Annotated in this window: 12 protein-coding genes and 1 pseudogene; 6 read left to right on the top strand and 7 right to left on the bottom strand. The window is 66.0% G+C overall.

Annotation, left to right across the window (positions count from 1 at the left end):
* Window positions 1–46: 46 nt before the first annotated feature.
* On the bottom strand, window positions 47–766 hold the full coding sequence (locus tag AC5WJ1_RS22605) for a class I SAM-dependent methyltransferase (RefSeq protein ID WP_494476556.1): 720 nt from the start codon (window positions 764–766) through the stop codon (window positions 47–49).
* 665 nt (window positions 767–1,431) lie between these two features.
* On the opposite strand from AC5WJ1_RS22605, the gene AC5WJ1_RS22600 reads away from it, so the two are divergent.
* Together AC5WJ1_RS22600 and AC5WJ1_RS22595 are read left to right on the top strand one after the other, a co-directional pair.
* Window positions 1,432–2,121, top strand: a complete 690-nt coding sequence (locus AC5WJ1_RS22600) for an ArsR/SmtB family transcription factor (protein WP_135703294.1) — start codon at window positions 1,432–1,434, stop codon at window positions 2,119–2,121.
* A gap of 55 nt (window positions 2,122–2,176) precedes the next feature.
* Window positions 2,177–2,683, top strand: coding sequence for a DUF6630 family protein (locus AC5WJ1_RS22595; protein ID WP_135703295.1), 507 nt, complete (start codon window positions 2,177–2,179; stop codon window positions 2,681–2,683).
* Between the two features lie 29 nt (window positions 2,684–2,712).
* On the opposite strand, the pseudogene AC5WJ1_RS22590 reads toward AC5WJ1_RS22595, so the two are convergent.
* The 3 genes and pseudogenes from AC5WJ1_RS22590 to AC5WJ1_RS22580 form a co-directional block, all read right to left on the bottom strand.
* Window positions 2,713–2,838: pseudogene (locus AC5WJ1_RS22590) on the bottom strand (helix-turn-helix domain-containing protein); the annotation flags it as partial.
* A 142-nt stretch (window positions 2,839–2,980) separates the two neighbouring features.
* A complete protein-coding gene (locus tag AC5WJ1_RS22585; protein ID WP_135703296.1) occupies window positions 2,981–4,066 on the bottom strand; it encodes a Zn-dependent alcohol dehydrogenase in 1,086 nt (361 codons plus the stop codon).
* A gap of 108 nt (window positions 4,067–4,174) precedes the next feature.
* On the bottom strand, window positions 4,175–5,839 hold the full coding sequence (locus tag AC5WJ1_RS22580) for a phospholipase D family protein (RefSeq protein WP_135703297.1): 1,665 nt from the start codon (window positions 5,837–5,839) through the stop codon (window positions 4,175–4,177).
* Between the two features lie 371 nt (window positions 5,840–6,210).
* On the opposite strand from AC5WJ1_RS22580, the gene AC5WJ1_RS22575 reads away from it, so the two are divergent.
* Window positions 6,211–7,755: an amino acid permease gene (locus AC5WJ1_RS22575; RefSeq protein ID WP_494476555.1), complete on the top strand. Its 1,545-nt coding sequence runs from the start codon at window positions 6,211–6,213 to the stop codon at window positions 7,753–7,755.
* On the opposite strand, the gene AC5WJ1_RS22570 is transcribed toward AC5WJ1_RS22575, so the two are convergent.
* The 3 genes from AC5WJ1_RS22570 to AC5WJ1_RS22560 all read right to left on the bottom strand — a co-directional run bounded on the left by AC5WJ1_RS22570 (window position 7,653) and on the right by AC5WJ1_RS22560 (window position 8,534).
* A complete protein-coding gene (locus AC5WJ1_RS22570; RefSeq protein ID WP_494476972.1) occupies window positions 7,653–7,997 on the bottom strand; it encodes a type II toxin-antitoxin system YafQ family toxin in 345 nt (114 codons plus the stop codon). The two genes, AC5WJ1_RS22575 and AC5WJ1_RS22570, sit on opposite strands and share 103 nt — an antisense overlap.
* The gene (locus AC5WJ1_RS22565; protein ID WP_133095676.1) at window positions 7,990–8,256 is read right to left on the bottom strand and encodes a type II toxin-antitoxin system RelB/DinJ family antitoxin; all 267 of its coding nucleotides are present in this window, start codon (window positions 8,254–8,256) and stop codon (window positions 7,990–7,992) included. The genes AC5WJ1_RS22570 and AC5WJ1_RS22565 overlap by 8 nt, the downstream gene beginning before the upstream one ends.
* A gap of 65 nt (window positions 8,257–8,321) precedes the next feature.
* Window positions 8,322–8,534: a hypothetical protein gene (locus tag AC5WJ1_RS22560; protein ID WP_343657333.1), complete on the bottom strand. Its 213-nt coding sequence runs from the start codon at window positions 8,532–8,534 to the stop codon at window positions 8,322–8,324.
* A 707-nt stretch (window positions 8,535–9,241) separates the two neighbouring features.
* Between AC5WJ1_RS22560 and AC5WJ1_RS22555 the strand changes: the two genes are divergently transcribed.
* Genes AC5WJ1_RS22555 through puuE form a run of 3 tightly spaced genes read left to right on the top strand, consistent with a single transcriptional unit; the run spans window position 9,242 to window position 12,576 of the window.
* Complete coding sequence (locus tag AC5WJ1_RS22555; RefSeq protein ID WP_135703301.1) at window positions 9,242–10,774, top strand: NCS1 family nucleobase:cation symporter-1; 1,533 nt, start codon at window positions 9,242–9,244, stop codon at window positions 10,772–10,774.
* Between the two features lie 45 nt (window positions 10,775–10,819).
* Window positions 10,820–11,554: an aspartate/glutamate racemase family protein gene (locus tag AC5WJ1_RS22550; RefSeq protein ID WP_029045211.1), complete on the top strand. Its 735-nt coding sequence runs from the start codon at window positions 10,820–10,822 to the stop codon at window positions 11,552–11,554.
* A gap of 32 nt (window positions 11,555–11,586) precedes the next feature.
* Window positions 11,587–12,576: an allantoinase PuuE gene (puuE, locus tag AC5WJ1_RS22545; RefSeq protein ID WP_494476554.1), complete on the top strand. Its 990-nt coding sequence runs from the start codon at window positions 11,587–11,589 to the stop codon at window positions 12,574–12,576.
* Window positions 12,577–12,591 lie beyond the last annotated feature (15 nt).

The raw sequence follows: 12,591 nt of genomic DNA, 5'->3' as shown, positions 1-12,591 counted from the left end.
GGCCGTCTCCCGTGCAATTGCCGAGACGGCTCCCGATCGACAGGACTCAGCGTCCCGGCAATCTGTACGCGATGGTGCGGATGACACCACCGCTGTCGGGAACTTCGCAGAGAATCCGCGCGGACAGCACCTTCAGATTGAACGGCGGCGCGGTCAGCACGAGCCCGCTCGGTTGCGCCCCGAACAGGCGCAGGTGCGAGCCGATCGTCTTGTCGAGATTGGGCGTGAAGTTTGCGCTTTGTGGCAGGTACTCGGTCAGGATCAAGACCTTGTACGGCCCCAGCTTCGACAGCACGGTGGCGATGCGCGCATTGTCCAGATGGTCCAGCACCTGGCGCAGGAACACGATGTCGCCAGGAGGCAGCAGGTCGGTCGTGATGTCGACGCAGCGGAAGTCGACGTCAAGATCGGCGAACCTCGTGCGGTTCGACTGGATCGCCGCGTCCACCACGTCGCAGCCGATATAGCGTCCGCACACGGCGCGCAGGCGTTTGCCGACATTGAAGTCGCCGCAGCCCAGGTCGACGACGGACGGCCGCTCCGGCATTGCCGTCAGGTACGCAGTCACCGCCTCGACATAGGGTTCGACGATCTTCGGGTCGTGGGAACTGCTGCCGCTATAGAACCCCGACTGGTCCTCGGCCACGCCCCAGGCGCCGGTTTCGTACACATGGGTGAAGATTTCGCCCAGCGACTTGCCTTCGTACAATGAGCCTTCCCTGCGTATCACACCGTCGCGGCGGAATTTCAGCAGCCACGCCGGCATGAATGGCTTCAAGCGTTGCTTGAATCGTTGCGCCAGCACGGAACCTGTGGGAGTGGCTGCCGTAGTCATATTGTCTCCTGTCTAGGGCCTGCTTCGGATGTTTCAGACTAGTAACAAGCATGGGCCGCTTCATCCCAAAGATTGATGACGTTTGTGCGGAAAGCCTCAGAACACGCGGCTAATCTCGGAGCAGAGTAAGCGCTGCGCCAGCACCGCCTTGACGTGAGCCCAAGTTCGGCCATTCTCGGCCGCTGATGGTGCGCTCCCACCTGGCGTAGAGTGGCTTGACCTCGAAGGAGCGACCATCGCGCCGCACTTAGGCTGCCATCGCTCTAACGGCGACTACTCACCTTGAAAAGGATTAAGTCTGCCCGCTCCTAGAAACCCTCACGATTGTCCAATCTTCGCCACCAGAGACAACTTGCCATTCAAGACACATCTGCTTTCCGCTGCAGGAAGGCACTATGAGCAAAGTCCTTGAATCCATCGTCGACGCAATCGGCAACACTCCGCTGGTCCGCCTGGATCGCCTAACCCTGTCCACAGATTTGTGGGAGTGATCGACCGGCGCAGGACTACGTGCGCGCGATGAAGCTATCTCGCACGTAATGGCCCCCGAGTTCGGCCATATACTCCGCCTTGCACCCTTCACCCGGAGCCGAACCATGGATTACACCCCCGGTATCAGCCAGCTGGCCGGCCTGCTCGCCGACCCCGGCCGCGCCGCCATGCTATGGGCGCTGATGGATGGCAGCGCGCGGCCCGCGGGCGAGCTGGCGCTGATCGCCGGCCTGTCGGCGTCGTCCACCAGCGGGCACCTGGCGCGGTTGACCGAGGGCGGGATGCTGGCGGTGGAGACGCGCGGGCGCAACCGGTATTACCGGCTGGCGGCGCCGGAGATTGGCGTGGCGATCGAGGCGCTGGCGTCGGCGTCGCTGGCCAGCCGGCCGCCGCGGCTGCGCGACGTGCCCGTGTCGCGCACCGCGCCGCCGGCGCTGCGGCAGGCGCGTACCTGCTACGACCACCTGGCCGGCGAACTGGCGGTGGGGTTGTTCGAGCGGATGACGCATAGCGGCTGGCTGGTGCTGGACGCGCAGCGCGTGGAGCTGAGCGGCGACGGCGCGCAGGCGCTGGCGGGACTGGGCATCGACATTGCTGCAGCGCGGCGCAAGCGGCGCCAGTTCGCCTGCACCTGCCCGGACTGGAGCGAGCGCAAACCCCACCTCGGCGGTGCGCTGGGCGCGGCGCTGCTGGGCAGCCTGCTGGAGCGCGGCTGGGTCGAGACTACGCGCACTTCGCGCGCGTTGCGCGTGACACCGGCGGGCCAACGCGAGATCATGCGCATCGCGGCATAGGTCGCGGCACTAATCGCGGCATGACCAAGCCGCACGGCACCACAGGAGATCCCGCATGGCCACACCACTGGACGACGACACGCAGGACGCGATCGCGCGTTTCTTCGCCCTGATCAACCTCGACGACAGCGCGCAGACGGCGGCGCAGCTGTCGATGTTCGAAGACGCGCTGCTTGACGCCGAGGACGACGACACCGACGGCGGCGAGCTGCTGTGGGTGGTGCGCGAAGTCATCGACTGGCAATCCGGCTTCTTTGTCGACTGGAAGGACTGCCAGTCCTTTATCGGCTGCCTGAACCAGCTGTGCGAGCGCATCGACCTGGAAATCGACTGGGGCACGGACGAGCCCGAGGAAGAGTCGTTCCTGGAAAGCACCAGCGTGCCCGAGCTGATGGAGCTGGCGCACAACCAGTTGCGCGTGGCCGGCTATACGCTGTGGAACTGGGATACCGGCGGCGACGCCTACGCCGGCTGGATCACGCGTAGCGAGGATGATGAAGAGATGCTGGACCTGGCCGAGCAGTTGCGCTTCGAGGTCCGGCCCGCGAACCAGCCCTACTGAGCCATCCACGGCGAACGCTGCGGCTGGCCCAACCGCGCCACGGCGGCGCTGGCGGAGGCTTTGGGCACTTGCGCGAGTTCGGCGCCTTGTGTGAAGCCGCCGCCTTCCACCACGCGGCAGAAGATTTCCCAGTCTTTCCAGTCGATGGTCTTCATGCGGGGGGAAGCTGGGATAGGGTTGGGGGCGGCTGCGGTGGGAGAGCGGCATTGTCCCACAGTGTGGACAATGGCACCGGTCGATGCAAGCAGCGCTCGGCAGCGGTCCCGCGCAACCCTGAGGCGATCGCTTACTTAACTCTTACTCGAACAGGATCACCGATCGCGCCAGTTCGCCCCGGCGCAGTTCGTCAAAGGCATCGTTGATGCGCTCCAGCGGCAGGCGCTGCGCGATCAGCTGGTCCAGGTGCAGCCGGCCGGCCATGTAGAAATCGACCATGCGCGGCATGTCGACCGGGAAGCGGTTCGAGCCCATCAGCGAGCCCTGGATGCGCTTCTCACCGAGGAAGTCGCTGCCCTTCAGTTCGATCTTGACGCCCGGCGCGATCATGCCGATCACGGTGGCGGTGCCGCCGCGGCGCAGCATGGCAAAGGCCTGCTCGGTGGTCTGCTTCAGGCCGATGGCCTCGAAGGCGTGATGCACGCCGCCGCCGGTCAGCCCGCGCACGGCGTCGAGCACGTCGGCATTGCCGGCATCGATCACGTCGGTGGCGCCGAACTTGCGCGCCAGTTCCAGCTTGGCCGGCACCCGGTCGATCGCGATGATGCGGCCGGCGCCGGCAATCGCGGCACTGTTGACCGTGGCCAGGCCGATGCCGCCGCAGCCGATCACGGCCACGCTCTCGCCCGGCTGCACCCTGGCGGTATGGATGACCGCGCCCATGCCCGTGGTGACGGCGCAGCCGATCAGCGCGGCGCGGTCCAGCGGCATGTCGCGGCGGATCGCCACCAGCGCGTGCTCGTGGATCAGCATCTGCTCGGCAAAGGCCGACAGGTTCAGGAACTGGTTCATGGGTCCGCCCTGCCGCGCCATAAGCCGCGGCTCCTCGCCCTCGCGGCGGCGGGTGTCGGGCTCGATGCACAGCGACAGGTGCCCCGTCAGGCAATGCTCGCAATGGCCGCAGTACGCCGACAGGCAGGTGATGACGTGGTCGCCGGGCCTGACCGTGCGCACCTCGGCGCCAACCTGCTCGACCACGCCGGCGGCCTCGTGCCCCAGGATGGCCGGCATCGGGTAGGGATAGGCGCCGTCCAGGAAATGCAGGTCAGAGTGGCACACGCCCACGGCAGCGGTGCGCACCAGCACTTCGCGCGGGCCGGGCTTGCCGATGGCAACATCTTCGATCACGAGCGGGGTCTTGGGTTGATGCAGGACGGCGGCTTTCATAACGCTCCTTTGCGGCGGGCGTGCCGGGACGGCACGGTGCAATGAAGCGAAAAACCATAACCGCAAACGATGGTTCAGGAAAGGCGCGTCGGCGCCGTGCAGCGATGTTTACAACTCTTTCTTGATCGGGAGCACACGCAGTACACCGATGCCCAGATGCTGCAGTGCGCCCATGCCGGGCTCGCTGTCGTAGGTGGTGAGCTGACTGTTCTCGCGCGTGGTCCACGTCAGCCGCGCGTTGTTGCCGTCGGCATCGGTGCGCACGCCGACGCGGTAGGCCATGTCGAGCAGGCCGTCCTCGGTGGTCTTGATCATGCGCTCGGCCAGCGCCGGGCTGTCGAGCACGATGCCCATCTCGGTGTTCAATTTGGCCGAGCGCGGATCCATGTTGAGGGAGCCGATGAACACCAGGCGCCGGTCGACGATGTAGTTCTTGGCGTGCAGGCTGGCGCGGCTGGACGACAGCCAGGAGCGCGAGCGCGAACCCTTGGCGGCCTTGCCGCGCTGCGCCAGCTCGGCATAGGCGCTGGGCTTGAGTTCGTACAGCTCGATGCCGGCGGCCACCAGTGCCTCGCGGTGCGGGGCATAGCCCGCGTGCACGGCGCTGACGTCGGTGGCCGAGAAGGAATTGGTCAGGATGCGCACGCGGATGCCACGCTTTGCGATCGCGATCAGCCAGGCTTCGCCGTCATCGTCGGGGACGAAGTATGGGGAGATCAGCAGGACTTCCTTCTGCGCGCCGCTGATCATCTTCTCCAGCCGGGCGGTGGCATGGCCGGGATCGTCATGGGTCTGGTGGGTGATCTTGGCGGCCTTGTCGGAGACCACCGTAGCCTTGCCGGTGTAGGCCGGCATGCGGCCGCTTTCGATGCCCTTGGCCAGGCCCGAGTCGAGCAGTTCCTGCACGTACTGGCTGGCCTTGGCCTGGTCGCCGCGCGCCTCGAGGCGCTTGCGCAGGTTGCGCATTTCCACTGGCGCCTCCTTGCCCTCGGGGATCAGCGCCACCACCGGGTAGGAAGACTCGTCATTCCAGTATTCGTCAAAGACCGCGGATACCTGCGGCACGGCCGGGCCGGCGATCAGCACGTCGAGGTCGCTGAAATCCATGTCGGTGCGCGCGGAGAAGTAGGCATCGCCGATATTGCGCCCGCCCACCACCGACATCTGGTTGTCCACCGTCATCGACTTGTTATGCATGCGCCGGTCCAGCCGGCTGAAGTCCGCCAGCATTTCCAGCCAGCGCAGGCTGCGGTTGGCGAACGGGTTGAACAGGCGCACTTCGATATTGGGATGCGAATCGACCGCCGACAGGACCTTGTCTACCTCGCCGCCGGTGCGCAGGTCGTCGAGCAGCATGCGCACGCGCACGCCACGGTCGGCAGCGTCGATGATATCGCCCAGCACCGCGGCGCCGGTACCGGTCGGCTCGAGGATGTAGGTCTGCAGGTCAAGGCTGCGCTGCGCCGCGCGGGCCAGCGCCAGGCGCGCGGCCAGCGCATCGGGGCCTGACGAGAGCGGGTAGAACAGCGACTCGCCCGGGCGCTGCGCCAGGCGCGGGGCCAGCGCCTTGCCCAGCGGCGTGTCCGCGGCAGTGGCGGTGGCGGCCGGCGCGCTGGACGGCGGGCGCTGGGCCGATGCCGGCAGGCTTGCGCAACCGGTCAGCCCCATGGCCAGCGCCAGCGTCAGCGTGATCGCCAGCGGCAGCGCTGCCAGCGGTTGCGGCCGCTGGCGGCAGGTATCGGACGGATAGTGGCAGAAGAAAGTCTGGAACATCCATGGAGCTCCCTGCGCCGGAAAGGCGCCGGGCCGGGACGCGCGATGCAGTCAACTCCATACAGACCGCATGTGGCGTGCCAGGCCCCGCTATCACGACAATACACCGCGGCAACAGGTGACGGCAGCGGTGCCATTCCTTTCCAGGCGGGGTCGTTGTCCTACATGGCTTGTGCGCTGCGGCATGACTTGCGTTGGGTGGCGTCAAGTTTGCGGCTTTTCCTGCACTGCGTTTTCTCTTATGATCCCGCCGCGTAGCCAGTTGTATATACCGGCCGGTAGGCCGCCCCGGCGGAACCTCCGGCCGCGTTGCCTCCGCGGCCGATCCCCGGCATAGTTGCGCGCTTTTGCGCGTCCCGACCCAAGTCCCGATGTCCAGCCAACCTTCCATTTCCGGCGCGCCAGCGCCAACGCTGCGCCGCACGCTGCGCGCCCGCCATCTCACCATGATCGCCATCGGCGGCTCGATCGGCACCGGGCTGTTCGTGGCGTCGGGCGCCACCATCGCGCAGGCCGGGCCCGGCGGCGCACTGGCCGCCTACATCCTGATCGGCGCGATGGTGTATTTCCTGATGACCAGCCTGGGCGAACTGGCCGCGTACATGCCGGTATCGGGATCGTTCGCCACCTACGGCGCGCGCTATGTCGACGAAGGCTTCGGCTTCGCGCTGGGCTGGAACTACTGGTACAACTGGGCGGTGACCATCGCGGTGGAACTGGCCGCGGCGCAGCTGGTGATGCTGTACTGGTTCCCCGACACGCCAGGCGTGCTGTGGAGCGCGCTGTTCCTCGGCCTGATGTTCGCGCTCAATGCCATCTCGGTGCGCGGCTTCGGCGAGGCCGAGTACTGGTGCGCGCTGGTCAAGGTGGTGACGGTGATCGCCTTCATCGGCATCGGCACGCTGATGATCTTCGGCATCCTGCGCGGCGACATGCCGGCGGCGAACGGCCTGGCCAACCTGACCCTTGGCGATGCGCCCTTCGTCGGCGGGCTGCCGGCGCTGATCGGCGTGGCCATGATCGCCGGCTTCTCGTTCCAGGGCACCGAGCTGATCGGCGTGGCCGCCGGCGAATCGGCGGACCCGGCGAAGAACATCCCGCGCGCGGTGCGGCAGGTGTTCTGGCGCATCCTGCTGTTCTATGTGCTGGCGATCCTGATCATCGGCATCCTGATCCCCTACACCGACCCCAGCCTGCTCAAGAGCGACGTGCAGACCGTGGGCGTGAGCCCGTTCACGCTGGTGTTCCGCCATGCCGGCCTGGCCTTTGCCGCCGGCGTGATGAATGCAGTGATCCTGACCGCGGTGCTGTCGGCCGGCAATTCCGGCATGTACGCCTCGACCCGGATGCTGTACAACCTCGCCACCGAGGGGCGCGCGCCGCGCATCTTCGCGCGGCTGACGCGCAACGGCGTGCCGCTGCTGGCGCTGCTGGCGACCACCGCGGTGGGCGCGCTGTGCTTCCTCACCTCGCTGTTCGAAAGCAAGTCCGTGTACCTGTGGCTGCTTAACCTGTCGGGCATGACCGGCTTCATCGCGTGGCTGGGCATCGCGGTCAGCCACTACCGCTTCCGCAAGGGCTTCGTCGCGCAGGGCCATGACCTGTCGCGCCTGCCCTACCGTTCGCCATTCTTTCCCTACGGACCGATCTTCGCCTTCGCCCTGTGCCTGATCGTCACGCTGGGCCAGAACTACCAGGCCTTCACCAGCGGCAGGATCGACTGGGTCGGCGTGGCCGCCACCTATATCGGCATCCCGATCTTCCTCGCGATCTGGGCGGGCTACCGCATCGTGCGCAAGACCCGCTTCGTGCGCTATGCCGAGATGGAATTCCCCGCGCTGCCGGCCGGCGCCAATGGCGTGGCTACGCGCGCCGCGGTTCCGGTTCCGGTTCCGGTTCCGGTTCCGGGAGAATAGGGGCCAGTCCCGCGGATGGCACTGTGCCGCCCGTCCCCGGGCGGCCGCACGCTATGCTTGAGGCAGGCGCGCGGCGCGCCGACCAGGCCGTGGTCGCGGCATCGTGCAGGCAAGGCCTCGTCGCGCGCCAGCAATTCGATGGTGGCGGAAAGTTCGTTTTTCTGGCCCTGCAACGCCGACCGGTATGGGCCTTTCAATTCGCGTTTGTAGTCTCGTCTGAACTGGCTCGTCAGTTCATTCATCCTCATCGTTGAGATCCGCCATCAACGCCGCCACGGACCCGAATTTGCGCAGGCCGCCGGCCCGCGCTTCTTTCAGCGCGGCAATGGTTGCAGGGTTCGGAGTTATCAGCCCCGAAGGCAAAGCCTGCTCCAGCGCGATGCGGGTCAACAGCATGCGGACGGCGTCGGAAACGGTCAAACCCATTGCTTCCAGCACGGCCGCGGCCTCTTCCTTGATTTGCTGATCGATCCGGGCACGAACGAAAGTCGAGGCGGACATGGCAGGCTCCTGCGGACAATAACGAAGTGGACGAGCAACTACTTGTTGGGCGGCCGCGAGGCAGGCTACATGCCGTTGTCGCCTTCGACCTTGCCTACCGATAACTTGATCCCGCCTGCGATGGCGGTGCGCAAGCCGTGGACGGCATACGTCTGCTCAGCATCGCCCTTCAGGTTGCGCACCCAGAGTTGCGCGAACAGACCATCCTTGCGTGAATAGCCGCCGAACCAGTCGATCAGGCGCCCGATAAAGCATTGGCGGCCAACCCAGACTGGCATATCCCTCACGATTTCATAGGCGTAGTGGCCCGCGCCGTAGCTTTAGTAGGCATCGCGGTCGTCGTCCTTGACCGTGTCGGGGACGGGGCACAAGGGCTTGTCCTGCGGCGGGCCTACATCGCGAGCGACTTCGCTGCTCACTTGAGCAAGCGCTCTCGTCATGGCCGCATGCAAGGCGCTGTCCAGCCTCGTCACCGTACCCTTCGCCTCGTCCTTCTGAACCTTGGGGACGGATAACCGGTAGCGGTAGTGCTGGGCACTTCGCCAACGACAAACTGCCATTGCCCGAGGCTGGCTAGATGCCGTGCTGCCGCAACTGGCCGCCAGGTTCAACGGCGCGCAGGTGATCGGGTCGGGATCTTACCTTGCCATGCACTGCGCCCGATCCAATAGGGCGGCCGCGGCTTCCCCTGCCACGTGTCTTTTATCTGCGGCAAGGCGCCCCTCGCCGGGACGGCATTCATGTGCCCTGTTCCGCATATTGCAGCTTCCCTCTGCCTACCCGCCAGCATGTCTACCCGCCTCGCTCTTTCGGGAAAACGAATGTTGACAATCACCAAACCGTGATCTACAACATCGTCTACACACCAAACAGATTTTGTAGACAATTTAGTAGACAGCACAGCAAGCAATCCCATGGCGCACGAAAGAGCCAGACAGCCGCACGTTCGCCTATCGTCAAGACAACCATCTGCCAGGAGACTCAGATGATGCAAACGACCGTAACGCCAGATGCGACCGCCGGCGCGCAGCAGGCGGGGCATGCCGCACACGGCAATGCCCTGATCAAGCCCACCTACGACGAGCGGCTGACCAACGAGGACCTGGCGCCGCTGCGCAAGCAGACCTGGGGCACCTACAACATCTTTGCCTTCTGGATGTCCGACGTGCACAGCGTGGGCGGCTACATCACCGCCGGCAGCCTGTTCGCGCTTGGGCTGACCAGCTGGCAGGTGCTGGTATCGCTGCTGGTCGGGATCGTGATCGTGCAGTTTTTCTGCAACCTGGTGGCCAAGCCCAGCCAGGTGACCGGTACGCCCTACCCGGTGATCTGCCGGGCCTCGTTCGGCGTGCTCGGCGCGAATATCCCGGCCATCATCCGCGGACTGATCGCGGTGGCGTGGTACGGCATCCAGACCTACCTTGCGTCCAGCGCCTTCCTGGTGCTGGCGCTGCACTTCTTCCCATCGCTGGCGCCATATGCCGACGTCAAGCTGCACGGCCTCGCCGGGCTGTCGACGCTGGGCTGGGCTGCGTTCATGGTGCTGTGGGTGCTGCAGGCGCTGGTCTTCTGGACCGGCATGGAGACCATCCGCAAGTTCATCGACTGGGCCGGCCCGGCGGTGTACGTGGTAATGATCGCGCTGGCGATCTGGCTGGTGAACAAGGCCGGCTGGGAAAACGTCAACTTCACGCTGAGCTTCGTCAAGTACACCGGCTGGGAAGCGGTGCCGGTGATGCTGAGCGCGATCGCACTGGTGGTGTCGTATTTCTCCGGCCCGATGCTGAACTTCGGCGACTTCTCGCGCTATGCCAAGGATTTCAAGTCGGTCAAGCGCGGCAACTTCTGGGGCCTGCCGGTCAACTTCCTGGGCTTCTCGCTGCTGACCGTGATCACCACCTCGGCTACGCTGCCGGTGTTCGGCAAGCTGATCACCGACCCGGTTGAGACGGTGAGCCATATCGACAGCACCTTCGCCATGCTGCTGGGCGCCTTCACCTTCATGACCGCGACCATCGGCATCAACATCGTCGCCAACTTCGTATCGCCGGCGTTCGATTTCTCCAATGTGTCGCCCAAGCACATCAGCTGGCGCACGGGCGGCATGATTGCCGCGGTGGCCTCGATCTTCATCACGCCCTGGAACCTGTACAACAACCCGGCCGTGATCCACTACACGCTGGATGTGCTGGGCGCCTTCATCGGCCCGCTGTTCGGCATCCTGATCGCCGACTACTACCTGGTGCGGCGCCAGCACGTGGAAGTCGATGACCTGTACACGCTGAACCCGCGCGGCCGCTACTGGTACCGCAACGGCTTCAACCCGGCGGCGGTGGCCACCATGATCCCCGCGGCCATCATCCCGATCCTGTGCGTGGTGGTGCCGGCCTGGCAGGCTGCGGCCAACTACAGCTGGTTCATCGGCATGGGCATCGCGCTGGTGCTGTACCGCCAGCTGGCACCGCGCATGATGCCGGGCCACCTGGCCGCGCCCGCCGCTGCCTCCAGCCAGGCTTGAAACGACATCACTCCTTCGACAGCATCCATCCCAGAGCCGCGTCCCATGAAGCTGAAGATCATCAACCCCAATACCACCGAAAGCATGACCGAGAAGATCGGCCAGTGCGCCCGCGCCGTGGCCGAGCAGGGCACGCGCATCAGCGCGGTCAGCCCGCGCATGGGCCCGGCCTCGATCGAGAGCCACTATGACGAGGCGCTGTCGGTGCCCGGCATCCTCGACGAGATCCTTGCCGGCGAACAGGAAGGCGTGGACGGCTACGTCATCGCCTGCTTCGGCGACCCCGGCCTGTACGCGGCGCGCGAGGTGGCGCGCGGCCCGGTGATCGGCATCGCCGAGGCGGCGATGCACATGGCCAGCATGGTCGGCAGCAGCTTCAGCGTGGTGACCACACTGGCGCGCACCTGCAATATCGCCTGGCACCTGGCCGAGCGCTATGGCATGAAGCGCTTCTGCAGCAACGTGCGCGCCTGCGACCTGCCGGTGCTCGACCTGGAGCGCCCCGGCTCGGACGCGCGCCGCATCATCACCGAGGCCTGCCGCCGCGCGCTGGTGGAAGACCGCAGCGAATGCATCGTGCTCGGCTGCGCCGGCATGACCGACCTGTGCGACGAGATCGCCGACGCCATCGGCGCGCCGGTGATCGACGGCGTGACGTGCGCGGTCAAGCTGGCCGAGGCGATGGTCTCGGTGCGGCTGGCCACCAGCAAGCGCGGCGACTGGGCGCGGCCGCTGCCCAAGGCGTATGCCGGCATGCTGGCGCCGTATGCGCTGAACTGATGTTTCCAGAACCTCTTACCTTATCGCGCAACATGCTCCAGACACGTTATCCCCGCGACCTGACCGGCTACGGCGCCCAGCCTCCCCACGCGCGCTGGCCGGGCGGCGCGCGCATCGCCGTGCAGTTCGTCCTCAACTACGAAGAAGGCGGCGAGAACTGCGTGCTGCACGGCGACGCCGCCTCCGAGCAGTTCCTCTCCGAGATCGTCGGCGCCGCAGCCTATCCCGACCGCCACATGAGCATGGAGGGCATCTATGAATACGGCTCGCGCGCGGGCGTCTGGCGCATCCTGCGAGAGTTCGAGAAGCGCGGCCTGCCGCTGACCATCTTCGGGGTGTCGATGGCGCTGCAGCGCCATCCGGAGCTGACGCGAGCGTTCGTCGAGCTGGGCCACGAGATCGCCTGCCACGGCTGGCGCTGGATCCACTACCAGAACATCGACGAGGCCACCGAGCGCGAGCACATGCGCATCGGCATGCGGATCATCAAGGAGCTGACCGGCGAGCTGCCGCTTGGCTGGTACACCGGGCGCGACAGCCCCAACACGCGCCGGCTGGTGGTCGAGCACGGTGGCTTGCTGTACGACTCCGACTACTACGGCGACGACCTGCCCTTCTGGACCGAGGTGGAAGTCACCGGCGGCGAGAAGAAGCCGCACCTGGTGGTGCCGTACACGCTGGACTCGAACGACATGCGCTTTGCCACGCCGCAAGGTTTCAACACCGGCGAGCAGTTCTTCCAGTACCTGAAGGATTCGTTCGACGTCCTCTACGAGGAAGGCGATCCCGCAGGACAGGACAGCCCCAAGATGCTGTCGATCGGCATGCACTGCCGGCTGCTCGGCCGCCCCGGCCGCTTCCGCGCGCTGCAGCGCTTCCTCGACTATGTGCAGGGCCATGACAAGGTGTGGATCTGCCGCCGTGTCGACATCGCGCGGCACTGGGCGCAGGCGCATCCGTTCCGCCCCGCGACGGCTGGCGCTGCCGTTGCCAACCCGGTGAAGGAAGCCGCGACGGCCTGACCAGGAACGTCCGCG

The organism is Cupriavidus sp. MEYA8 (genome assembly GCF_059278825.1).
This window is presented reverse-complemented; position numbering and strand designations above follow the sequence as displayed.